Here is a 23378-nt window from a genome sequence, read left to right as displayed (position 1 = left end):
AATATGAAATCGAGCTGTCTCCAAAAGAAATTTTGGTACAGCTTTCTCTAATCGTTGTCAGTTTTTGTCGGTGAGTCGATATATCTTGAAAATCGCTGATATAATTTTATTCACAATCATGGGATATAAAAATGCTACATTACTTTGTCGCACACTTGACTTTTAACCCATGTAATTTATAATTAAAAACGGAATGAATTTTCATTCCTGGAAATTGAGGTGGGAAAAGTGGCTAAAAATAAACAAGAGGATATTTTTGATGCTGCGATGCAACTTTTCGCAGAGCGAGGTTACGATGGTACGACGATTCCGATGATCGCTGAAAAAGCTAATGTCGGCGCTGGTACTATTTATCGCTATTTTGAAAATAAAGAGGCACTCGTTAACTCATTATTTTCAGAAAGTATGTTACAACTATCTGAAACAATAAAAACAGATTTTCCTGTTGAAGCAAATATTCGTGAACAATTTAGTCATACGTATAATCGTTTATTTGAATTTGCGAGAAACAATGTGGATGCTTTTCTTTTTACAAATTCTCACTGTGATAGTTATTTTCTTGATGAACAGAGTAAGAAAATATTTGACGACTTTATAGGATTCTTTATGAATATTATAGAGGGTGGGATTGAAAAAGGCCTTCTTCGTCCATTACCTCCAGTTGCTTTAATTATTATTGTATATCAGCCGCTTGAAAAATTAACAAAAGTAATGGCGACAGGGCAATTAGAATACTCAAAAGAATTAGTAAAAGAATTGGAAGAAAGCTCTTGGAATGCTATTAGAATCATTTGATTCTATAGCTTTATAAGGATAGGAATGAACATTCATTCCTAAATAGATATGAAAATAGGAGATGATATGTTTGTATAGCTAAAGGAATGAATATTCATTCTGGTAAGAGTAGTTTAATAGCGTTTATAAAATAATTTAATAGGAATGAACGTTCATTCCAAAATGATAGTTTTCAAATAATAGGAATGAATATTCATTCCGAAGGAAACGTAAACCTCTAAAAGTGGGAGATGATTAATATGAGCAAGTTAAAAAGTTGGAGAAGTTTATCTTTTCTATTATGGATAGTTATTACTATTACAATGGTCGTAACGATGCCTAATATGGATAAATTAGTGAAAGAAAAAGGGCAAATTACGATTCCTAATACAGAACAAAGCAGTATTGCTGACAAAATGATAAAAGAGATGGATAAAGAAGGGGCTCAAAAGTATGAAATTATAGCCGTTTTTAATAGTGGAGATAAAAACGCTTTAACGAAGGAACAAAAAGAGGAAATAACAAAAACAATCAACGCTTTACAAAATGAAAAAGAGCAATTGGGAATTAAGGAAGTAGTTTCACATTTAGATAATAAAGATCTTGAGAAACAATTAGTTTCTAAAGATAATACGACTATTTTAACGCAAATATCGGTAGACAAAAAACATGGTGAAATATCAAAAGTTGCAAATGTACTTCATAATAAAATTAAACCGAAAGGAGTTAAAACGTACTTAACAGGAAGTGATTTAATAGCGGGTGATTTTCTTACATCCTCTCAAGAGGGAGTGAAAAAGACAGAAGTTATTTCAATCATTTTCATTCTTGTAGTATTAATCATTGTATTCCGTTCACCAGTTGTTCCGATTGTTTCTCTTCTTACAGTTGGTGTATCGTATTTAGTCTCAATGGGGATTATTTCTCATCTTGTAGATCAATTTAATTTTCCGTTTTCTAACTTTACGCAAGTATTTGTAGTTGTCGTACTGTTTGGAGTGGGAACAGATTATAACATTTTATTATATACGAGGTTTAAAGAAGAATTAAGTAAACAAGAAAATGCATATTTAGCTACGAAAGAAACATTTAAATCAGCAGGTAAAACCGTTTTATATAGCGGAATTGCAGTGCTAATTGGTTTTGCTGCACTTGCTTTAGCAAGTTTTAAATTATATCAATCTACTTCAGCGGTAGCAATTGGTGTCGCAGTATTACTACTCGTATTAACCACTTTAAATCCATTTTTCATGGTGCTATTAGGAAAAGGAATGTTTTATCCAGTTAAAACATTTAAAGGACATGAGGATAGTCGTTTATGGGGATTCTTTGCGAAAAATTCAGTAGCAAGACCATTTATCGCTTTAATTATTGTATTAGTGATATCGATTCCTTTCGTATTAAAATATTCTAACACGCTTAATTACAATGATTTATTTGAAGTGGATAATAAATATGAATCAAAAATGGGGATTAACGTAATAGAAGAGCATTTTTCGCCTGGTTTTTCTTCACCAAGTACGTTAGTCATTCAATCGGATAAAAAGTTAGATGAGGCGACTTCTCTACAAACTTTAGATGAACTAACTGATAAAATCTCGAAAGTTAAAGGAGTTTCAGAAGTATATTCACCGACGCGTCCAACCGGTGAAAAGATAAAAGAATTATATTTAAACAAACAAGCAGGAGAACTAAATACAGGATTAGGAGATGCCAATGGTGGCATAAAAGAAATTAATGATGGTTTAACGGATGCTAAAAATAAAATGGGTGGTAATGACTCAAATAGTCTTGCGAATGTTCAAAAGTTAATTGATGGAACGAACGAGGCGAAAAATGGGGTATCGGCATTAGGAACAGCTTTAAATCAATTATCGAATGGAATAAACGATGGAGCACAAGGAGCGAAGCAAATTGAGAGTGGGTTAGCTTTATTAAACGAAAATATAAATGTGTTATCTAATGCAACTTCGCAACTTCATGCTGGTTATGCTCAGCTAGAAAAAGGTTTAAGTTCTTACAATCAATATTTCGGAAGTATTTCTCAAGCGATTGATGGTGCGAAAAAAGGATACGAACAAATTGAAATGTTAATGAACAATTTCATTCAAACTAAACCAGAATTAGCAAATGATCCTAACATTCAGCAAACATTAGGAATTGCAAAGGAAGCTCAGAAGCAATTAAGTGTACTTTCAAATGAATTAAATCAATTAGCAACGCAGCATAAAGCAGCAATGGGTTCATTTAAAGAAGCGAATCAGTCGTTACTGAAAGTAGATAAAGGTTTAAAAGAAATGAATAATGGCGTTACACAATTACAAAAAGGCGCTGGTGAGCTGGAAGATGGATTAAATGAAGGAGCCACAGGTTCAAAACAAATTGCAAACAAATCAGCTGAGTTAAAATCCGGTTTAACGAAAATAAATGATGGGCAAGGACAGTTATTAACTGGGCTTAAGGATTTGCAAGAAAAGATGGGGCAATTACAATCAGGCTTATCTAAAAGTACAGAAGGTTTAGGCAAAGTAAGTAACGGTCTAGGGGATGCTCAAAAATATTTAGGCGAGCTTAATGAATCAAAAAGTTCTGAGAAATTTTATATCCCAAAAGAAGTTTTAGAGGGAGAAGATTTCCAAAAAGCTTTGAATACGTACATGTCACATGATAGAAAAACTACTAAAATGACAATCATTTTAGATGTAAATCCGTATTCAAAAGAAGCGATGCCAATCATTCAGGAGATTAATAAAACAATAGATGGTACTTTAAATGGAACTGAAATAAAAAGTACGAAAAAAGCAATTGGAGGGACAACAGCTAGAAACGTTGATTTAAAAGAAGTAACCGGGCAAGATTTCTTACGTACTGCTACGATTATGTTAATTGGTATTACGCTTGTTTTAATCGTGATCACACGTTCATTCTTAAACTCAATCTTTATCATTGGATCGTTAATTTTAGCGTACTTTGCATCGCTTGGTATTAGTGAACAAATTAGTGCACATGTATTAAACGTAGAGTCATTAAGCTGGAATGTTCCATTCTTTAGCTTCATTATGATTGTCGCTTTAGGAGTGGATTATAGCATTTTCATAATGATGCGATACAATGAGCTAGAAGGGGATTCAGTAACGAAAATTGTAAATGCATCTCGTCATATAGGAGGAGTCGTATTATCAGCGGCACTTATTTTAGGCGGGACATTTGCAGCGTTAATTCCTTCAGGTGTATTAACGCTAATACAAGTGGCATTAGTTGTTGGCATTGCCCTTATACTACTAGCTTTAATTGTTATGCCAATTTTATTACCAGCTTTAATAGGGTTAACGAGTAAAATACAAAGTTATAAAAAGAAAATAATTGATACGAAGTAATAAAAAAACTGTAGAGAGTGTGTTCTCTACAGTTTTTTATTGAAAAACAGAGTGAAGAACGTTTGCGAATAAACGGAAAAACACTTTCTAATATATGGTGAAATATAGTTAGGGAGATGCGGAAAATATCCACGCTCTTTTTTGCAGTAGGAGTGGTTTATGGGGAACAACCAGATCATTCGTTTATTGTATGGTATTTTAAGTTTTGTTGGGGCAATTATATTCTTGAGGTTGTGTGAATATCTTTTTGATATTAATTTGTATAACGAAATGACCGATTCATTTATATTCTCTTTTTTTTAATACATAATATCCCAATGGAATATCGTGTGTTTCCGTTTGTTTCGAGTATTGTTACTAGTTATGTATACCGAAAAAAATTCATTACTAGCACCAATTTTTATTCACTGTGTATGGAGTTTAACTAGTATTATGTAAATAACATTTCTTTAAAACGCTGTATTAGCTAGTAAATCAATATAATAACCACACTATAAAAGTAATCAATCGTTGCTATTCATCCAGCTTCTACTATATAATAGCTATAGTCTACAATAATTGAGTCGTAATATGCGATTTTTTAGGACAATCGGTGAGAAAATGCTGAAATAAGCGGTATTAGTAGGAGGACACAAATGATTACAGTAAGTAACGTTAGTTTGCGTTTCGCGGATCGCAAATTATTTGAAGATGTTAACATAAAATTCACGCCAGGTAATTGCTACGGTTTAATTGGAGCAAACGGTGCTGGTAAATCAACATTTCTAAAGATTTTATCTGGAGAAGTTGACCAATCAACAGGTGACATACATATTACGCCAGGTGAGCGTCTAGCAGTATTAAAACAGAATCACTTCGAATATGAAGAGTTCCCTGCACTAGAAACAGTAATGATGGGTCACACACGTCTTTATAAAGTAATGCAAGAGAAAAATGCAATTTACATGAAAGAAGACTTTAGTGATGAAGATGGCATGCGTGCTGCAGAACTTGAAGGTGAGTTCGCTGAGCTAAACGGTTGGGAAGCTGAGTCAGAAGCTGCAATCCTTCTAAAAGGATTAGGTATCGGTGAAGATATTCATGATAAAAAGATGTCTGAATTAACAGGAGCAGAGAAAGTAAAAGTATTACTTGCTCAAGCTTTATTCGGTCAACCTGACATTCTATTACTAGATGAGCCTACCAACCATTTGGACTTAAAGGCGATTCAATGGTTAGAAAACTTCTTAATGAACTTTGAAAATACAGTTATCGTTGTATCCCATGACCGTCACTTCTTAAATAAAGTATGTACGCACATGGCTGATCTTGATTTCGGTAAAATTCAATTATACGTTGGTAACTATGACTTCTGGTATGAGTCAAGCCAATTAGCATTAAAACTAACGCAAGATTCTAACAAGAAAAAAGAAGAGAAAGTAAAAGAGTTACAAAACTTTATTGCGCGCTTTAGCTCAAACGCATCTAAAGCGAAGCAAGCAACTTCTCGTAAAAAATTATTAGATAAAATTACATTAGATGATATTAGACCGTCATCACGTCGTTATCCGTTCGTTGGTTTCACACCAGAGCGTGAAGTAGGAAATGACTTATTAACGGTTGAAGGTATTTCTAAAACAATCGACGGAGAAAAAGTATTAGATAATGTGAACTTCACTTTAAATAAAGGTGATAAAGTTGCATTTATCGGCCGTAACGATATTGCAATGACAACATTATTTAAAATTCTTATGGGTGAAATGGAGCCAGATAGCGGTTCATTCAAATGGGGTGTAACAACATCTCAAGCTCATTTCCCAAGAGATAACTCTGAGTACTTCGAGAACAGTGATTACACTTTAATTGATTGGTTACGTCAGTTCTCTCCACAAGATGAATCAGAAAGTTTCTTACGTGGTTTCTTAGGCCGTATGCTATTCTCTGGTGAAGAAGTAAAGAAAAACGTTTCTGTTTTATCTGGAGGAGAAAAAGTTCGTTGTATGTTATCTAAAATGATGTTAAGCGGTGCAAACGTATTAACATTAGATGATCCAACGAACCATTTAGACCTTGAGTCTATTACAGCATTAAACAACGGTTTAATCACATTTAAAGGAACATTACTATTCACTTCTCATGACCATCAGTTCGTACAAACAATTGCAAACCGTATTATCGAAGTAACGCCAAACGGTGTAGTTGATAAGGTAGCAACGTATGATGAGTTCTTAGAAAATGAAGAACTTCAAAAACAAGTTGATGCAATGTACAAAGGTCAATAATGAATGATTAAAACCCCCGCTCTCTTTTATGAGAGCGGGGGTTTTGTTGAAAAGAAATACAATCTTTTCATTTAAATAAAGGGGGGACTGAAATGAATAATTATTCAAAAATAACATTAGCGATGGTAAGAAATTTTTGAAGCGTGGAGAAACCCTGAAATGATGAAGCAATGTTTTTTTACATTGGAAGGGACGAATAAAGTAACGGAAAATACTCCTGAAATAGGAGGAAGTTAGTTATAAAGGATAAGATTGTAGGAAAAGTGTAGTTTGAGCAATTACTTCAAACTACACTTTTTCTTATGTGAAATATGTACCAAAATTGGAGATAGATTAGTTTGCAAATGAGGAAATAAAGGATTATAGTTTGTGGAGTCATAATTAGTGGATGAGCCTTGGGAAAAAACAGGAAATGTTACAAATGTATTTTGTTAAATAGAAACCAAGGTCAAAATGTTTAAAAAGAAATAGTTGAATAAATAAAAGCTACAAATTATAATTACTAATATTCTTCATATAGTTAAACAAATAAAATCTATCTGAAGAAGAAAAATCAAATAGAGAGACAGACTTATACAAAATAAGCCTTGGATGATCAAAAGAGGTGGAGAGATGCAACAATTTTTATTAAAGAGTAAACGAGTATTAAGTAATCATTTTGGATTTTTCGTATTTGCCGTTATTTTACTTTGGTTAAAAACATATGCAGCATATGTGACAGAATTTAATTTAGGGATATCGAACACAATCCAAAAGTTTTTACTGTTTTTCAACCCGTTAAGCTCAGCAGTTCTATTTTTAGGGCTCGCATTATTCGCAAAAGGGAAACGAGCTTACATTTGGTTAATTATTATTAATTTGCTAATGTCTATACTTTTATACGCAAACGTAGTATATTATCGCTTTTTCAGCGACTTTATTACGTTCCCGACATTAACACAATCGAATAACTTTGGAGATTTAGGTGGTAGTATTTTTGCATTGCTACACTTATATGATCCACTATATTTCTTAGATACAATCATTTTAATTGTTTTAGTCGCAACGAAATTTGTAAATCCTAAACCAATCCGTGTTGCGAAGCATAAATTATCTCTAGTATTTGTAGCAGGTATTTTATTCTTTAGCGTTAACTTAGGTCTGGCAGAATCTGACCGTCCTGAATTGTTAACAAGAACATTTGACCGCAATTATATCGTGAAATATTTAGGGGCGTACAATTTCACGATTTATGATGGTATTCAAAGTGCGAAAGCATCAACAGAACGAGCATTAGCGGATGGAGATAATATGACAGAAGTTAGAAACTATCTTACATCAACTTATGCAAGTCCAAATCCTGAGTATTTCGGTAAAGGAAAAGGAATGAACGTAATTTATATTCATTTAGAGTCATTCCAAAACTTTTTACTAAACTACAAGCTAAATGGCCAAGAAGTTACACCATTCTTAAACTCATTTACAAAAGATGCGAATACGTTATACTTTGATAACTTCTTCCATCAAACAGGACAGGGTAAAACATCTGATGCGGAGTTCATGTTAGAGAACTCAATGTTTGGATTACCACAAGGATCTGTTTTTACAAATAAAGCTCATAACACGTATCAATCAGCACCAGCTATTTTAGGTCAACAAGGATACACATCAGCAGTGTTCCACGGTAACTACAAAACGTTCTGGAACCGTGATGAAATTTATAAATCATTTGGTTTTAATAAATTCTTTGATGCGTCATACTATGATATGAATGAAAAAGATGTAGTAAACTATGGCTTAAAAGATAAACCGTTCTTTAATGAATCAATTCCGTTATTACAAACGTTGAAACAACCGTTCTATACGAAGTTCATTACGTTATCGAACCATTTCCCTTATCCGATTGATAAAGCGGAAGCAACGATTGAACCAGCTAAAACAGGTGATTCATCAGTAGATACGTACTTCCAAACAGCACGCTATTTAGATGAATCTGTAAAAGGATTCATTGATTACTTGAAACAATCTGGTTTATACGATAACTCAATTATCGTTATGTACGGTGACCATTACGGCATTTCAGATAATCATAGTGCAGCAATGTCTCAAATAATGGGTAAAGAAATGAACTCATTTGAAAATGCTCAATTACAACGTGTACCTTTAATCATTCGCGTACCAGGAATGGAAGGCGGCGTACAACATCAATACGGCGGAGAAATTGACGTTCTACCAACGTTATTACACTTACTAGGTACAGATACGAAAAATTATGTCCAATTCGGGTCAGATTTATTATCACCAGAGCATAAACAAGTCGTTCCGTTCCGTAACGGTAACTACGTAAGCCCAACAGTTACAGCACTTAACGGCAAATATTATGATACAGCGACTGGGAAACCTGTAGAATTTACAGATGAAATAAAACAAAATGAACAAATGGTTCAAAAATCACTAAAATACTCCGACCAAGTTGTTAACGGTGACTTATTACGATTCTACACACCAGAAGGATTTACACCAGTAGAACCTTCTAAATATAACTATAACAATCGTGATAAAGATAAAACGAAGGTGAAGACGACTGAAGACGGGGAAACGAAATAAATAATAAAAAATCCTACTCGTATGGAATACGGGTAGGATTTTTTGTTTTAAGATTTACTTTCGGATTTTTGGAGTGCTACTTTTTTAGGCATGAAACATGCAATAATCAAAGCTACAAAAGATAAGACTAACATAAATGCGTAGGCATCACTTGAGCTGAAGATAGAAGATAATTTCTTTACTTGCATAACTGAAATGTTTCCATTTTCACTAGATAACTGCGAAGCATGTGAAGTTGATTGAATTGTGTATACCGTGATAATAACTGCTGTTCCAATAGCACCAGCTAATTGACGTACGGTATTATTCACTGCGGAACCATGTGAACCCAGTTCTCTTGGTAAAGCGTTTAAACCTGCTGTATTTAAAGGCATCGAAATGAAACTTAGTCCAATGCGTAGAATAATAGTACGAACCATTAAATACATATAAGTGGTGGATTCGGTCAAGTCAATTACACCCCACATTGATATAATGATACATATTAAACCTGTAATAAAGAGTGGTTTTGCCCCGTATTTATCAAACATTTTACCTGTGATAGGTGATAAGAAGGCATTAATTATAGCGCCAGGTAATAGAAGTAAACCGGATTCAAAAGCAGTGAAACCTCGTCCACTTTGCAAGTAAATCGGTAAAAGAATTAAATCAGCATACATAATCATCGTAATGAGTACGTTAATGACTGATGTAAGAGTGAAAATTTTATATTTAAATACGGATAAATTTAATAGTGGATCGCTAGACTTTATTTGACGTAAACAGAATAGCGTTGTAACAATTATTCCGATGATAATTGTAGTAATAACAACTGGATGATCCCATCCTTTGCTTCCTGCACTACTGAACCCGAATATAATACAACCAAAGCCAATCGTTGATAAAATGACACTTACGATGTCCAATTTTGCTTTTGTTGTCTCAGCAACATTCATTAAATATTTTAGCGCGAGAATAATAACGATTAATACAAATGGAGCTAATCCAATAAATAACCATCTCCATGATACATATTCAATAATAAAGCCAGATAGCGTTGGAGCGATGGCTGGCGCAAAAATTATGGCAAAACCAATGGTTCCCATAATGCTTCCACGCTTTTCACTAGGGTATAAATATAAAATAACTGTCATCATTAGTGGCATAATAATTCCTGCGCCAACTGCTTGAATCATTCTTCCTGTTAACAAAATGCCAAAATTCATGGCACATGCACAAAGAACAGTCCCGATAAACAAAGAGAGCATCGAGCTAATAAATAGCTGCCTTGTAGTAAATCGTTTCATTAAAAATGCTGTAATTGGCACTAGAACACCATTTATGAGCATAAAGCCTGTCGATAGCCATTGCACTGTTGCAGCCGAAACATCAAATACTTCCATCAAATTACTCATCGCCACATTTAATAGCGTCTGATTTAATGTTGATAAAAAACAGCCGGCAATGAGCACAACTAATATAATTTTTTTATTTCTTTCTGATATTTCCTTTTGCATTGGTAAACTCCTTCGTTGTTTTCTTGATTTATCGACAATGTGTCGATAAAATTAATGGTAACAAAATATATTTTCTTTGACCATGAACAGTTTTTTTGAAAATGTTCACTACTCGACATAGATGGTATATGATGTCGATAAAGTTAAAGAAAATCTATAAAGGGGTTTAAAAATGTCTACACCTAAAAAAGAAGATCCTCGTACAGTACGTTCAAGAGAAATGTTTAAAAATGCTGTTATTTCACTCTTATGTGAGAATTCTAGTATTTCAAGTTTAACGATTCAGAAAGTCGCAACTAAAGCAGGATTAAATCGAACAACATTTTACTTACATTATCAAGATATTCAAGATTTAATAGACCAAATCACGAATGAGATTTTAAATGAGCTTTCTAATAAAATTGTTGATTTAATGCATGCAAAAGATTTATCAGAAAAACAAAAGCTAACACAATTACTTGATTATATATATATCCACCGAAATTATTTATTTATATTATTTAAAATGAATCAATTTGAGGAGCAATTATTTTTATTTTTAAAAGAGTTAATAGAAACGAGAAGAGAGAATACGAAAAAGAATTTGCCAGATGACTATGTTGCGGTTGATATTAAAACAGCCTCTTTGGTAGGTATTATCATGTGGTGGATAAGGAATGGACTTCACTTTAGTTCAGATTATATTGCAAATCAAATTTATTTTATGTATAAAGGGTAATGATTTTAAGGATCGGGATTAATAAAAATTTATAAAACAAAAGATCCAGAGATAGAAGGGGGATATTCATGAATTTTAAAAATGAAAAAATATCATTACATTTAGAGGTTGTAAATTACCAATATAAAGATGCAAAAGACGAGTGTGATAGAAATTGGTTAAGAGTAAAAGCGAGACTGTCAGAAGAAAATAAAGTTTTTGAAACGATGGATCCTTTTTTACAAACATCCGATTTACAGTACATGATAAAATGGTTTCAAGCATTACCAAACCCTACATATAACGAACTAGATTTCATCGAGCCAAATTTAGCGTTTGAATTTATGGGAGAAAAAGAAGGGGAGTTTCACCTTGTTATTCGCTTATCGCTGGAACTTAATCCTTCATGGTGTAAGGAAGATGAGTACGAATTTTCTATCAGTATCACTCAAGATGATAGAGAGAATATTATTCGTTCTATTGAAGAGCAGCAAAAGAAATTCCCAAAACGATAAAAAAAGACTTGATAACCTGCAAGAGGGAATCAAGTCTTTTTATTTTATTACATACGATTATCATGCCAGAAGTTTAATGGGAAGTGTTCGTTCTCATGATAGCTTTCTAATTCATATCCTCTTTCTTTCAGCCCTTTAATAATTCCAGGTACTGCTTTAACTGATTGTGGATGAATATCGTGCATAAGAATAACTTCTGTTGGGTTTGTAGCACCAGCTAGAACGTTTTCTACGATTTTAGCAGATGCAGCATCAACTGGCATTTTGTTGTATTTCCAGTCTAATGAATCAATTGTCCAATCCCATACTTTTAAACCATTCTCAACAACTTTGTTGCGAAGGGCTTCATTTAATCCTGGCATTGAGCCGTAAGATGGGCGAGTTAATACTGGTGATTTGCCTAGAACGCCAGCGATTAAGCCTTGGTCTTCTTTCATTTCATCAACGTAATGACCTTCTGTGTAAAGCTTCTTGTAGTTATGAGTCATACTGTGCATCCCAACATAGTGGCCTTCAGCATCTTCACGTTTTACAAGATCAGGGAAAGCTTTTACGTTTGAACCAATTAGGAAGAATGTTGCTTTTGCATTTTCACTCTTTAACATATCTAAAAGCTCAGCTGTGTATTTTCCAGGACCATCGTCAAATGTTAAGTAAGCGACTTTTCTAACTTGCCCGTTATAGTGCTTTGGAGCTTCTTTCGGAGCAAGTGACGTTTGAATTTCACTTACAAGTTGAACAGATTTAGCTTCATCCTCTGTACTTGCTAGAGCGATATGTGTTGATCCGTAAGCAGCTTCGTATGTAAATAATACCCCAGCGCAAATCAACAGAGCCCTTTTCACTAAAGTTGTCATCCGAATTCCATTGTGCATAATTTTCCTACTCTCTATAAAAGTTCTACTCTACTATATTAGCAATTTTAGAGGGGGAAATGCAAAAAAACTTTTTTACAAGCGCAAAAAAGTTTGTCCAAAAGTATGCAAGATTTTATAATAATTGCGTTTTGAATAAATGGGATAAAAAAATGGATAATCTTAATCTTTAATAGGAACACTACAAGGGATATTAATTTTAGGAGGGGCTTTAATTGAAGTATAAAAAAATACTTTCTATATGTATGACAAGCATATTTACAGTAGGACTGCTATTTGGGTGTAATACAGCTCAAAAGGATGAACAGGAACCTGATCCAACGGAGGAACCTTCTGAGCAAAGAAAACAGGATGAGAATAAACAGCAAGATCCTTCTAAAGAAAAAAATAATGAGTTAAATAAAAAGGATGAACAGGAGCCAGATCCAACTGAAGAACCTTCCGAAGAAAGAAAAGAGAAAAAAGAAAATGAGTAATTGCGGATTAGTAAAATTTACAGCATAAAAATGAAAAATAGAAGTAAGTAACTTTAAATTATAAAAGCCCTTTTCTCTTCATTTAAGGAAAGTGGCTTTTATAAGTTTTAAACATTCCTTTAGAAAGGCCATTCTTATTAATAGATTGTTATTGTATCCATTGGGCCAACCTATACTGCATTGCTTAGGAAGGGAAATGGTTATGCGCTAAAAAGATGAAAAGATTTTTTGAGGCCAGTTTTAAAATTTCACATACCGTATTTTAAAAATAAATATAGGAAAACCAAAAAGTAATGTAGAATATATCGTACATACATATATGAAGTCAACATAAAACATAAAAGAGGTGGACATATGTTACTTGAAGAAGTAATGCAGCAACTAGAAGAATATGGAACAGAACAAAATCGTAAAACCTTTAAAAATCATGGGGCGAAAGAGCCGTTATTTGGAGTTAGTTTTGCAAATTTAAAATTGTTGAAAAAGAAGATAAAAAAAGATCATGATTTAGCAATCTCATTATGGGAAACAAAAAATATGGACGCAATGACTTTAGCAACGATGGTTTTAGATCCGAAGAAACTAACGTCAGAACAGCTAAATAGATGGGTTCAAGATGTTGATTATTATTGTTTAATGGACGTTCTTATGACAGCTATATGTACGTCGCCAATCGCGATAGAAAGAATGGAAGAATGGACGAAGTCTGATGATGAATGGATTGGAAGAGCTGGTTGGTCATTATTAGCGAATATCGCAATAAAAAATAAAACGTTAGACGATGATTTTTTCTTACCGTATTTAGAAGAGATTAAAGTTCATATACATAATGAACAAAATCGTAAAAGAGAAGCGATGAATAGAGCTTTAATTGCGGTAGGGGTTCGAAATGAAAGTTTGGAACGACAAGCAATTGAAATTTCACGTGAAATCGGAAAAGTAGAAGTTGATCACGGTGAAACGTCATGCAAAACACCAGATGCAGAATCCTATATTAAAAAGACACGAGAAAGAGCTGAAAAGAAGAAAGTAAAATAAGAGAAGGAGAAAGGCTATGAAACCAATTGAAGCGGCACGAAGTATTATTACATCACAATTTTCGAATTGTGATGTTGCTTTACTAGGGGGAAGTGTTGCTAGAGGAGAGGCTACGAAAACATCTGACCTTGATATTGTAATATTTGACCAAAGTTTGTCATCTTGTTATAGAGAATCTTTCTATAGTAATGGTTGGCCTGTTGAAGTATTCGTACATAATTTTGAAACGTATAAAACCTTTTTCAAAAGTGATTGTGAGCGCGGACGACCTTCATTACCTCAATTAGTTTCAGAAGGTATTGTGTTAAAAGGTAAAGATGAAATTGTAGAGATACTCAAAAGAGAAGCGAATGAATTATTAAATAAAGGACCAGAGAAATGGTCAGAAGAAACGATGAAACAGAAACGCTATTTTATTACGGATACTTTGGATGATTTCATTGGTGCAACAAAGAGAGAAGAAGAATTGTTCATCGCCAATTTATTAGCTGATTTAGTACATGAATATGTTTTAAGGGCAAATGGTCAATGGCTTGGAAATTCAAAATGGTTTATTAGAGTGTTAAGAAGGTATGACGAACAATATGCAGAACATTTTGTAGCGGCTTTTGATCATTTTTATAAAACAGAGGAGAAAAATGAATTAATTACTTTTGTAGAAAAAACGCTAGATCAGTATGGAGGAAGAGTGTTCGAAGGATTTTCTATAGGGAAATGAGAAGGGGATAGCAAAGTGAATATACCATTCGTTCAATTAAGAGAATTGACACTAGACAATGTAGAAGATCGATATCAATGGTCATTAGATACAGAAGTAACAAAGCATTTAGTTGTACCAAATCAATATCCACCGTTCACTCGTGAAGATACGAGAAGGTGGATTGAAGCATGCATAAGTCGAAAGAATGGTTATGAACAACGAGCTATCGTTACAAAGGAAGGTATACACATTGGATGGGTAGACCTAAAAAACTTTGATAATACAAATAAAAATGCCGAATTAGGGATTGCAATTGGAAATAAAGAATATTGGGGTAAAGGATATGGAATGGCAGCTCTATACAGTATGTTACAAATCGGCTTTTCTGAATTCCAATTAGAAAAAGTTTGGCTACGAGTAGACGAAGATAATTTAAAAGCTAGAAAGAGTTATGAAAAAGCTGGATTTGTTTGTGAAGGACTAATGAGAAATGATCGATTACGTCAAGGTAAGTTCATTCATCGCTATCGTTATAGTATGTTAAAAGAAGAATATCAATCTTTATTCAATAGTCTATAAAAATATTATGTAAACTTAAAGGGGATGGGGAAAATGATTCGATTACTTACTAAAGAAGATGCGGAGCAATATTGGGACTTACGTTTACAAGCCTTACAAGTAAATCCAGAGGCATTTGTAACAACTTATGAAGAAGCGGTGCGGCAAGAAAATCCTCTTGAGCGAGTTGCAAGTAATTTAACATCTAATACTAGCTGTACATTTGGTGCTTTTAATGAAGAAAATCAATTAATTGGAGTTGTCACTTTACTAACAGAAGAGAAAGAGGCGTATAAGCATAAAGGTCATATCGTTGCGATGTATGTAGATGAACAAAATAGACGTAACGGACTGGCACGTGAGTTAATTGCAAATGCAATTCAAAGAGCGAGAGAAATAGAACTAGAGCAATTGAACTTAGGGGTTGTATCCACAAACGAACCAGCAAAAAAATTATACGGATCAATGGGCTTTAAAACTTATGGAATTGAAAAGAGAGCTTTAAAAATGAATGGTGTATATAGTGATGACGAATATATGGTGTTGTTTCTTTAAAGAATACATATATAATAAGTATTCCGAATTTTAATTATATTCATTTTGTTGTATAGTATAACAAGAAACTAAACAAGGGGTTTTATAATGAAAGCTATTGCAGTAGGGATAGTGGCATCGTTTTTCTTTGCCTTTACCTTTGTGTTAAACCGGTCGATGGACTTAGAAGGCGGAAGTTGGATTTGGAGTGCATCACTACGGTATTACTTTATGGTTCCAATGCTATTACTTATTGTTATGTATAGAGGGAACTTAAAACAACTCTTTCAATATATGAAAAACAATCCGAAAGAATGGTTGTTATGGAGTATTGTTGGATTTGGTCTCTTTTATGCACCGCTTAGTTTCGCGGGTGCGTTTGGACCGGGGTGGCTCGTTGCTTCAACTTGGCAAATTACGATAGTTGCAGGAATTTTATTAACACCATTTTTCGCTGTAGACCCATTACATAAGAAGCTTCCGATGAAGGAATTAGTAATGTCAGGCATTATTTTATTCGGTGTTGTTCTTATGCAAGTAGAACACGCTTCTTCTTTAGGAATTCGTGAAACCATTTTATGTGTAGTTCCGGTACTCATTGCTGCGTTTGCGTATCCACTTGGAAATAGAAAAATGATGCAAGTATGTAAGGGCGAATTAGATGTCTTCCAACGAGTTCTCGGTATGACATTAGCAAGTTTACCATTTTGGTTTTTACTTTCTGGTTACGAAGTATCTACAAGCGGTTTACCGTCAAGTAGTCAAGTTTTTCAATGTTTTATCGTTGCGATTAGTTCAGGTTTAATTGCGACAGTATTATTCTTCTATGCGACAGATCTTGTAAAAGATGATCCGCAAAAATTAGCAACAGTCGAAGCGACACAGTCTGGTGAAGTTTTATTTGCATTAGTAGGAGAGCTTATCTGGTTATCTGCTCCAATCCCGTCTTCTTTATCGTGGATTGGAATGAGCCTCGTTATTGTCGGAATGATATTGCATAGTTATGTAGCTGTAGTTGTGAAAAAAGAAGAAAAAATAACAGCGTAGCGTAAAAAGGGGCTGTCCCAAAAGTTTAATCTTTTTGTTAAGATAACGATAGTAAATAAAATTATATCGAACACAATTCACATTATATCGACTTAACGACAAAATATGACAAAACCTATTACTAAAAGAAAGCCGTCCCAGAATACTTTTTGGACGGCTTCTTTTTTACTTTTACATATCTCATGAAAACACTATTATTCTCTTAATTATTTTTCAAACTACTAGTAATTTGATTTTCCATATCAGGTAATGTAGTTTCTAAGGAAGTATCATTTAATAAATTTGCTTCGCCTGAATTATATTTATTAGTAGAATGAGAAGCCGGTTTGTTTAGTTTGTGATCATACTTTTCAGTATACCGTTTTACTTTGTTATTCTCATCAATTGTAAATTTACCTTGATAAGAATTTAAAGAAATGAACACTTTTTCTTTAAGTTTGAAAAAATCCTCCATATCTTCTTTGGCAAATAGAAGAACATTTTCATTCTTTTTAGAAGTTGGAGCACCATCTAGTAAAACTTCAATCGGTTCGTTTAATTCATTTTTTTGTATTTTAATTTTTTCTGGATCATACTCTTGTAATTTACCTTTTGTTGTGACACCACCAATTTCAATAAATTGAATTATATCACCGGGGTTCACTGCATTGTTAAAGCTTTTTGAAACTTGAATTTTTGAACGCGTAAATGTATTTGTATTAAAATCAAAATACTGAGATTCAATAATTGTCCCCTCTACTATAATATCAGCATTTAAAGCTAATTCTTTTACATCATTATATGTTTTTTCAAAGTCGGCCTTATGAATTACTTGTGTAATATCGTTTGTTTTGAAAACAGATTTTTTTGATGATACTTTTAGCAAAGATACGGGAGAGCTTTGCTTCATTTCTACTTCTTGTGAATCACTATAAATATAAAATGCAACACTTGAAGTTAATATGATACATATAAGTCCACTCGCAATAAATTTCTTTTTCATATAATTCACTCCATTCCTAATATAGAATACTAATTAATACAATGAGTTAATTCCGTAAAGTGAACCTGAATCTGGTGTATTTACAGTTCTACCTGAGCCAAACTGACACATAATAGAGTCACCTTCATAATTGTTATGAGCAAGGCCAAATGCATGTCCCATTTCATGAGCAATGGTTCCTGACTTATGATAAGTATTTAGAGAATCGAATGACGATGAATTGAGTTGAATTTTTTCCCAAGAATAGTTAGAAGACGGATCAATTTGACTACCGCTTCTATAAAATTTTGTTTCACCAAGAATACCACTTGAACGTGGATAATAATTGCCTTTGTAAATATCTATTACACTAGAAGGCTTGTTTGAAGTATTTCTAAAAGAAAGAGGCGTCGATACAATTTTACCTGTATGAACCCAAGCGCTCATAGAACTATTAATTCTAGAGGATTCTCCAGAAGCTGAACTATCAATCCAATAATATTGTGTGGACTTCCCCCAATTTCCTACACCACCCGTTAACTTCCCTCCGAATGTGTCATAATGATTTGCTGCAAATGTCGAAGAAGGAATGGTAATAGATATGACAGAAACAAAAGCTAGAGACAACCCGACAATTTTTTTCATAAAAATACCTCCTTAAAGTAGTAAGATAAATCGAAGTAATCTTACCATTGTTTTTATATAATTTGAATGTAAAAATAAATAAATTTACATACGGCGTATGAAATTTCACAAAGGATTAAACATTAAGACAAATTTAAAAATGAAGGGTATAGGTAATAGGTTTGCAAGGAAAAAGGAACTGTTGGCAGAGAAAGAATTGGAACAGCTATTTTTATGCTTTGTTTGAAAATGATTATGTTAAAAATTAAGAAAAATATGATAATATATGTATGTATTAGTTTAAAGTAAAATGGGGGAACAATCGTGAAAATGAATGAAATAGTGGCGAATACACAATTTCCAAATACAATCGAAACAATTACAAATGATTTAAAAGAATTAGGAATAGAAAAGGGAATGACAGTTATTGTTCATTCATCATTAAGTTCGATTGGTTGGGTATCTGGCGGAGCAGTTGCAGTAGTAGAGGCGTTAATGAAAGTCATTACGGAAGAGGGAACAATCATTATGCCAACCCAATCTTCAGACTTATCCGATCCAAAACATTGGTCAAGACCACCTGTACCAGAAGACTGGTGGCAAATTATTCGGGATAACGTCCCAGCATTTGACCCACGTATAACACCAACAAGGGCAATGGGAGAAGTAGTTGAATGTTTTCGTACATATCCGAATGTATTGCGCAGTAATCATCCGCTCAGTAGTTTTGCAGCATGGGGGAAACACGCAGAAGAAATTACAGCGAATCATTCACTTTCCATAAGTTTTGGTGAAGAATCGCCATTACGAAAAATATACGATTTAGATGGATACATATTATTACTTGGTGTCGGTTATGACTCCAATACGTCCATACATTTATCTGAGGTACGTACAGGTGCACGTGAGTTAATAAAGGTAGGAGCGCCTATTATAGAAGAAGGGGTAAGAGTATGGAAAGAATTCGTTGAAATGGATTACGATTCTGACACGTTTGTAGAAATCGGAGTTGAATATGAGCGTAAAGGAACAGTTACGCGTGGGAAGATAGGGAATGCAACGTGCCGCTTTATGAGGCAACGTGATGCAGTTGACTTTGGAACAGAGTGGTTTCGTGCGAAAAATCAGTAAGGGATGGTTATTATGAAGGGGAAAAAAGTATTAATTACGAGCGGCGGTTGCCTAGAAAAATGGGATCAAGTACGCGGACATACAAATTTAGCAAAAGGTACGATTGGAAGAATCATTGCAGAAGAGCTAATGACAAAAGGAGCAAATGTAATATATTTGCATGGCTACTTTGCTGAGAAGCCAATGGCTGTAAATAACCAATTAGAATTGCACCCATTTGAGGGGATTATTGATTTACAAGATAAGATGAAAAGTATTATTACACATGAAAAAGTAGATGCAGTTATTATGGCTGCAGCTGGCTCAGATTGGGTTGTCGAAAAAATTTGTGATCAAGATGGAAATGTTCTTAATATGAACGGAAAGATTTCAAGTGATATCGCACCAATTATTCATTTTCAAAAAGCGCCAAAAATATTAAAACAAATAAAGAGTTGGGATCCAGAAACGATACTCGTCGGCTTTAAACTGGAAAGTGATGTAAATGAAGCAGAACTTATTGAAAGAGCAAGCAAAAGAATGGAAGGTGCAAAAGCGAGTGTGATGGTAGCGAACTCACCGCATTCTTTATATTCTCGCGGCGCCGTGCATCACGTCATTGGACAAGATGGTAATGTGAAGTTATGTAATGGGAAAGATGAAACTGCAAAAGAAATTGTCAATATGTTAGAGCATTTATGTAATCGTATTACTGCGATGGAAATTTAAGCTTTTAGAAAGAGCTGCAGTCGCATAGTATATAATGGAGTTAATATTAACTTAGTGGGGGAACGTATCCCTCACTAAGTATTAAATTGAATCAAATCAATGGAATAGACCATTAGCTGCTCGTAAATGTGTAATACATGATATATGCATAATGAACATTTTGTGAGGAGTGGATTGTATGGAACATTTATTAAAGCAAGCTATTAAACTTAGAAATGAAAAGAAATATGCGCAGTCTAGAGAGATACTTATAGGATTAACAAATTTTACGAGAGATGCAGAAGTGCTATATCAATGCGCTTGGATACATGATGTCATGGGTCTTGAAATGGAGGCGGTTCCGTATTATGAACAGGCGATTGCGAACGGACTTGATGGTGAATCACTTCGCGGTGCGTATATCGGTCTTGGCAGTACGTATCGTTGTATAGGGGAATATGATAAAGCGATTACTGTATTAGAAGCAGGGATAAAGAAGTTCCCGGAAAATGACGTGATGAAAGTATTTTTATCATTAGCAAAATATAACGTAAACGATCATGAATCCGCGATGAAATTACTACTTGAAATGGTCGTAAAAGTAGAGGAAGTAAAAGAATTTGAACGTGCCATTTCATTTTATAAAGATCATTTAAATGAGGTTTTTGAATAGAGGAGAGAAGGAATGAATCCATCAATTTCACGAAGGCGAAAAGGCATTTGGATTGGGCTCATATCTTTAATTATGTTATCAAACTATTTATTGTATGCCCTTCCAATAGTGCCAGCTGCCCCGAAAGAAGTAGTGCTTGGTTCGTTATTAGATTTTATGTTTGTAATTCCGGTTATCACATATTTCTTTATTATAAGGAAAAGATATTCGTTAACGTATATGTTTCCTGTAGTTATAGCTGGATATGTGTTCGCAAGATTTATAATTCCTAGTGATTATTTACAAGCTTTTTCATTTGTTTCGTATGTAATAGTTGCTGGAGAAATTGTGTTCGTATGTTTTGAACTGTTTCTGATATATAAAATTATAAGAGTACTTCCTAAAATAATAAAACGATATAAAGAATATAGAAGTGAGTATTCTTCATTTTCTTATGCGATTGATGCAGCATTTGATGCTAATATGAAGCGAAGTAAGACAGTAAATATCATTCTAACAGAGTGTAAATTACTCTATTATGCTTTTTTATCGTGGCGTGAAAAAGTACTAGAAAATGAATTCATATATTCATATCATAAGAAGACCGGTGCAATAGGTGTTTATATCATGATTATTCATGCAACATTAATTGAAAGTATCGGTTTTCATTATTTACTTCATCAATGGAATCCAGTTATAGCTTGGATTTTACTCATTTTGAACATATATGCGATGTTTTATTTTTTAGCTGAAATCCAAGCGATGCGTAAAAATCCAATTATCGTGGCGGAAGAAAAAGTGATCATTCAAATTGGATTAGGAAAGAAAATCGTTATACCATATACACAAATTGATAACATTGCGTTTTATAAAGGTGAACCTTTAACGAAAGAAGAAGAGAAAGAGGTTCTTGACGCAACTGTTATGGAATTTATAAAAGAACCTGCAACTTTTGAAATAACGTTAAAAGAGCCAATTAAAGCACAGTTGTTATATGGATTTTCTAAAACAGTAAGTCGTATTCACTTAAATGTAGACGATGAACGGAAATTTTATGATGCGGTTATGGAGAAATTGAAATAGGAGTAAAAATAGTGAAAAATAAAAAAACTCGCAACTTAATAGCTTGCGGGTTTTCGTCGTAAACAATTAAAAAATATGATAAAATTAAGAGGTAACTTATGGTAAGGTTGGTTGTTCAATTATCACTTCTCCGAGTAGGAGGGGGGTGATAATAAGTGAGTGAAATTACGTTGTTACTGCAAGGTGGACTGTTTCTCATTGCATTGTTAACGTTTATTGTCGTCTTAATTGACAAGCTCAAAAAATAACAACCCACCTATGCCTATAGAATGTGGGTTGTTGTGTTTGTACGAAACAAATAGGATAAATGAACAATCCAATCTGCTAAGTTACGTGGACTAGTGTGTAGCCGCACACTAGTCTTTTTTATTTATATACAGTTTTTAATTGTTTTATGTGATTGTATTGTTCTTTTCATACTCATTATAACACAGTGTCTTTTCATGAAGAAAGGAGACCGTATGTTCTTATGTGGATTAAATAGAACGTGTAGTTTCTTTAAATAGCCCATCCATATACTGTTTTAAACTTTCCACAAAAAATCCTTTTTTGTCTACATTATTTACGCCGACAATTGGTGATGGAAGATTGTATTTTTTTTCTGATAAATGAACAACAACATCAAAAATATCAAATAGGCGAATGAAGCAGAACAGACCGTCTTTATCACTAAGTAAAATAAAGTAATGGTTTTCGCTCGTTGTATTTAATGTATTCCATAAAGAGCTTTTGCTTAAGTCACGAACGATACTCTTTTCCTTTAATTCCATGAAATCGGCATTTAATAGAATGGTAGAAATATCAATCGCATCTGGATCGTCAAAGTAGCCATCAATTGTTTGTACAGCAAAAGTATAGGCCATTTTTAATACACTCATCTTATATTTACGGTTATCTAAAAGCAATTCACGTTGAATAGAACTAGCTACTTTTGTTACGCGCTCTTCTTTCCAAATTTCATTATGTAATGAAATATCGTGCTTTTTACATAGTTTCATAATTAATGCATTAGAATAAAGTATCTCATCACTTACTTCGACTACATCTGTCTCAGCGGCTGCTAGCTCCTCACCATGTTCATTCGTATAGAGAGGGGAGTCGATTTGTTTTTTCATTTGCTCAATCTTATATTGACTTAATTTATGTCTAATTAAAGGACGGTCAATATTTGTTGTCATATGTTCATGACAGGAATCACAAATTGAGTTTGTGAAATAATATCCACATAATATCTCTGGAATGACATATTGTTCACTAAGTTCTTTCGTATCTTTTCTGCAAATGATGCATTGTGTCATATTTATCA

General features: G+C 33.6%; 22 protein-coding genes and 1 pseudogene. 18 read left to right on the top strand and 5 right to left on the bottom strand.

Going from position 1 to position 23378, the window contains the following annotated elements; translation table 11 throughout:
* The first annotated feature begins 228 nt into the window (after positions 1–228).
* From MHB76_RS14035 to MHB76_RS14015, 5 genes and pseudogenes are all read left to right on the top strand, one after another.
* Positions 229–795, top strand: coding sequence for a TetR/AcrR family transcriptional regulator (locus MHB76_RS14035; RefSeq protein ID WP_016105167.1), 567 nt, complete (start codon positions 229–231; stop codon positions 793–795).
* Positions 796–1034: 239 nt separating this feature from the next.
* Complete coding sequence (locus MHB76_RS14030) at positions 1035–4151, top strand: MMPL family transporter (protein WP_078174300.1); 3117 nt, start codon at positions 1035–1037, stop codon at positions 4149–4151.
* 635 nt (positions 4152–4786) lie between these two features.
* Positions 4787–6412 (top strand): ABC-F family ATP-binding cassette domain-containing protein, encoded by a 1626-nt coding sequence (locus tag MHB76_RS14025; protein WP_002110450.1) that lies wholly within the window; start codon positions 4787–4789, stop codon positions 6410–6412.
* A gap of 159 nt (positions 6413–6571) precedes the next feature.
* A pseudogene (locus MHB76_RS14020) lies at positions 6572–6646 on the top strand (ATPase); the annotation flags it as partial.
* 378 nt (positions 6647–7024) lie between these two features.
* The gene (locus MHB76_RS14015; RefSeq protein WP_078174301.1) at positions 7025–8998 is read left to right on the top strand and encodes an LTA synthase family protein; all 1974 of its coding nucleotides are present in this window, start codon (positions 7025–7027) and stop codon (positions 8996–8998) included.
* A gap of 47 nt (positions 8999–9045) precedes the next feature.
* Here the strand turns inward: MHB76_RS14015 and MHB76_RS14010 are convergent, their stop codons facing one another.
* A complete protein-coding gene (locus MHB76_RS14010) occupies positions 9046–10494 on the bottom strand; it encodes a DHA2 family efflux MFS transporter permease subunit (protein WP_199709114.1) in 1449 nt (482 codons plus the stop codon).
* 172 nt (positions 10495–10666) lie between these two features.
* On the opposite strand from MHB76_RS14010, the gene MHB76_RS14005 reads away from it, so the two are divergent.
* Positions 10667–11212 (top strand): TetR/AcrR family transcriptional regulator, encoded by a 546-nt coding sequence (locus MHB76_RS14005; protein ID WP_078174303.1) that lies wholly within the window; start codon positions 10667–10669, stop codon positions 11210–11212.
* A 68-nt stretch (positions 11213–11280) separates the two neighbouring features.
* Positions 11281–11706: a WapI family immunity protein gene (locus tag MHB76_RS14000; RefSeq protein WP_078174304.1), complete on the top strand. Its 426-nt coding sequence runs from the start codon at positions 11281–11283 to the stop codon at positions 11704–11706.
* Positions 11707–11753: 47 nt separating this feature from the next.
* Here MHB76_RS14000 and MHB76_RS13995 read toward each other — a convergent pair whose 3' ends face one another.
* Positions 11754–12581, bottom strand: a complete 828-nt coding sequence (locus MHB76_RS13995; RefSeq protein ID WP_078174305.1) for a peptidoglycan-N-acetylglucosamine deacetylase — start codon at positions 12579–12581, stop codon at positions 11754–11756.
* Positions 12582–12796: 215 nt separating this feature from the next.
* Here MHB76_RS13995 and MHB76_RS13990 point away from each other — a divergent pair, with 215 nt between their 5' ends.
* The 6 genes from MHB76_RS13990 to MHB76_RS13965 all read left to right on the top strand — a co-directional run bounded on the left by MHB76_RS13990 (position 12797) and on the right by MHB76_RS13965 (position 16934).
* Positions 12797–13057: a hypothetical protein gene (locus MHB76_RS13990; protein ID WP_002161418.1), complete on the top strand. Its 261-nt coding sequence runs from the start codon at positions 12797–12799 to the stop codon at positions 13055–13057.
* Positions 13058–13411: 354 nt separating this feature from the next.
* Complete coding sequence (locus MHB76_RS13985) at positions 13412–14095, top strand: DNA alkylation repair protein (protein ID WP_078174306.1); 684 nt, start codon at positions 13412–13414, stop codon at positions 14093–14095.
* Positions 14096–14111: 16 nt separating this feature from the next.
* Positions 14112–14813 (top strand): nucleotidyltransferase domain-containing protein, encoded by a 702-nt coding sequence (locus tag MHB76_RS13980; RefSeq protein WP_078174307.1) that lies wholly within the window; start codon positions 14112–14114, stop codon positions 14811–14813.
* A 15-nt stretch (positions 14814–14828) separates the two neighbouring features.
* On the top strand, positions 14829–15374 hold the full coding sequence (locus MHB76_RS13975) for a GNAT family N-acetyltransferase (protein WP_002161421.1): 546 nt from the start codon (positions 14829–14831) through the stop codon (positions 15372–15374).
* A gap of 33 nt (positions 15375–15407) precedes the next feature.
* Positions 15408–15908: a GNAT family N-acetyltransferase gene (locus MHB76_RS13970; RefSeq protein ID WP_078174308.1), complete on the top strand. Its 501-nt coding sequence runs from the start codon at positions 15408–15410 to the stop codon at positions 15906–15908.
* 87 nt (positions 15909–15995) lie between these two features.
* Positions 15996–16934 (top strand): DMT family transporter, encoded by a 939-nt coding sequence (locus tag MHB76_RS13965; protein WP_078174309.1) that lies wholly within the window; start codon positions 15996–15998, stop codon positions 16932–16934.
* Positions 16935–17136: 202 nt separating this feature from the next.
* On the opposite strand, the gene MHB76_RS13960 is transcribed toward MHB76_RS13965, so the two are convergent.
* Together MHB76_RS13960 and MHB76_RS13955 are read right to left on the bottom strand one after the other, a co-directional pair.
* Positions 17137–17916 (bottom strand): hypothetical protein, encoded by a 780-nt coding sequence (locus MHB76_RS13960; protein WP_016105155.1) that lies wholly within the window; start codon positions 17914–17916, stop codon positions 17137–17139.
* Positions 17917–17949: 33 nt separating this feature from the next.
* Positions 17950–18540, bottom strand: coding sequence for a M57 family metalloprotease (locus MHB76_RS13955; RefSeq protein ID WP_078174310.1), 591 nt, complete (start codon positions 18538–18540; stop codon positions 17950–17952).
* Positions 18541–18849: 309 nt separating this feature from the next.
* Between MHB76_RS13955 and MHB76_RS13950 the strand changes: the two genes are divergently transcribed.
* The 5 genes from MHB76_RS13950 to MHB76_RS13930 all read left to right on the top strand — a co-directional run bounded on the left by MHB76_RS13950 (position 18850) and on the right by MHB76_RS13930 (position 22320).
* Positions 18850–19650, top strand: coding sequence for an aminoglycoside N(3)-acetyltransferase (locus tag MHB76_RS13950; RefSeq protein ID WP_139358330.1), 801 nt, complete (start codon positions 18850–18852; stop codon positions 19648–19650).
* Positions 19651–19662: 12 nt separating this feature from the next.
* Positions 19663–20358 (top strand): phosphopantothenoylcysteine decarboxylase domain-containing protein, encoded by a 696-nt coding sequence (locus MHB76_RS13945; protein ID WP_078174312.1) that lies wholly within the window; start codon positions 19663–19665, stop codon positions 20356–20358.
* Positions 20359–20536: 178 nt separating this feature from the next.
* On the top strand, positions 20537–21010 hold the full coding sequence (locus MHB76_RS13940; RefSeq protein WP_002110429.1) for a tetratricopeptide repeat protein: 474 nt from the start codon (positions 20537–20539) through the stop codon (positions 21008–21010).
* Between the two features lie 12 nt (positions 21011–21022).
* On the top strand, positions 21023–22072 hold the full coding sequence (locus tag MHB76_RS13935; protein ID WP_078174313.1) for a hypothetical protein: 1050 nt from the start codon (positions 21023–21025) through the stop codon (positions 22070–22072).
* 155 nt (positions 22073–22227) lie between these two features.
* The gene (locus tag MHB76_RS13930; protein ID WP_087945754.1) at positions 22228–22320 is read left to right on the top strand and encodes a putative holin-like toxin; all 93 of its coding nucleotides are present in this window, start codon (positions 22228–22230) and stop codon (positions 22318–22320) included.
* 228 nt (positions 22321–22548) lie between these two features.
* On the opposite strand, the gene MHB76_RS13925 is transcribed toward MHB76_RS13930, so the two are convergent.
* A complete protein-coding gene (locus MHB76_RS13925; protein ID WP_078174314.1) occupies positions 22549–23370 on the bottom strand; it encodes an HNH endonuclease in 822 nt (273 codons plus the stop codon).
* Positions 23371–23378: the final 8 nt, after the last annotated feature.

Source organism: Bacillus sp. FSL M7-1345, assembly GCF_038006985.1.
GTDB classification, from domain to species: Bacteria; Bacillota; Bacilli; order Bacillales; family Bacillaceae_G; genus Bacillus_A; species Bacillus_A cereus_U.
Note: the sequence above shows the minus strand (reverse complement) of the source record. Positions and strands in the feature narration are given on the sequence as shown.

Coding starts and splice junctions, on each gene's coding strand:
- MHB76_RS14030 (WP_078174300.1), top strand. CDS start 1,035: ATGAGCAAGTTAAAAAGTTGGAGAAGTTTATCTTTTCTATTATGGATA.
- MHB76_RS13965 (WP_078174309.1), top strand. CDS start 15,996: ATGAAAGCTATTGCAGTAGGGATAGTGGCATCGTTTTTCTTTGCCTTT.
- MHB76_RS14025 (WP_002110450.1), top strand. CDS start 4,787: ATGATTACAGTAAGTAACGTTAGTTTGCGTTTCGCGGATCGCAAATTA.
- MHB76_RS13985 (WP_078174306.1), top strand. CDS start 13,412: ATGTTACTTGAAGAAGTAATGCAGCAACTAGAAGAATATGGAACAGAA.
- MHB76_RS13945 (WP_078174312.1), top strand. CDS start 19,663: ATGAAGGGGAAAAAAGTATTAATTACGAGCGGCGGTTGCCTAGAAAAA.
- MHB76_RS13925 (WP_078174314.1), bottom strand. CDS start 23,370: ATGACACAATGCATCATTTGCAGAAAAGATACGAAAGAACTTAGTGAA.
- MHB76_RS13960 (WP_016105155.1), bottom strand. CDS start 17,916: ATGAAAAAGAAATTTATTGCGAGTGGACTTATATGTATCATATTAACT.
- MHB76_RS14010 (WP_199709114.1), bottom strand. CDS start 10,494: ATGCAAAAGGAAATATCAGAAAGAAATAAAAAAATTATATTAGTTGTG.
- MHB76_RS13955 (WP_078174310.1), bottom strand. CDS start 18,540: ATGAAAAAAATTGTCGGGTTGTCTCTAGCTTTTGTTTCTGTCATATCT.
- MHB76_RS14005 (WP_078174303.1), top strand. CDS start 10,667: ATGTCTACACCTAAAAAAGAAGATCCTCGTACAGTACGTTCAAGAGAA.
- MHB76_RS13950 (WP_139358330.1), top strand. CDS start 18,850: ATGAATGAAATAGTGGCGAATACACAATTTCCAAATACAATCGAAACA.
- MHB76_RS13935 (WP_078174313.1), top strand. CDS start 21,023: ATGAATCCATCAATTTCACGAAGGCGAAAAGGCATTTGGATTGGGCTC.
- MHB76_RS13995 (WP_078174305.1), bottom strand. CDS start 12,581: ATGCACAATGGAATTCGGATGACAACTTTAGTGAAAAGGGCTCTGTTG.
- MHB76_RS14000 (WP_078174304.1), top strand. CDS start 11,281: ATGAATTTTAAAAATGAAAAAATATCATTACATTTAGAGGTTGTAAAT.
- MHB76_RS14015 (WP_078174301.1), top strand. CDS start 7,025: ATGCAACAATTTTTATTAAAGAGTAAACGAGTATTAAGTAATCATTTT.
- MHB76_RS13970 (WP_078174308.1), top strand. CDS start 15,408: ATGATTCGATTACTTACTAAAGAAGATGCGGAGCAATATTGGGACTTA.
- MHB76_RS13940 (WP_002110429.1), top strand. CDS start 20,537: ATGGAACATTTATTAAAGCAAGCTATTAAACTTAGAAATGAAAAGAAA.
- MHB76_RS13980 (WP_078174307.1), top strand. CDS start 14,112: ATGAAACCAATTGAAGCGGCACGAAGTATTATTACATCACAATTTTCG.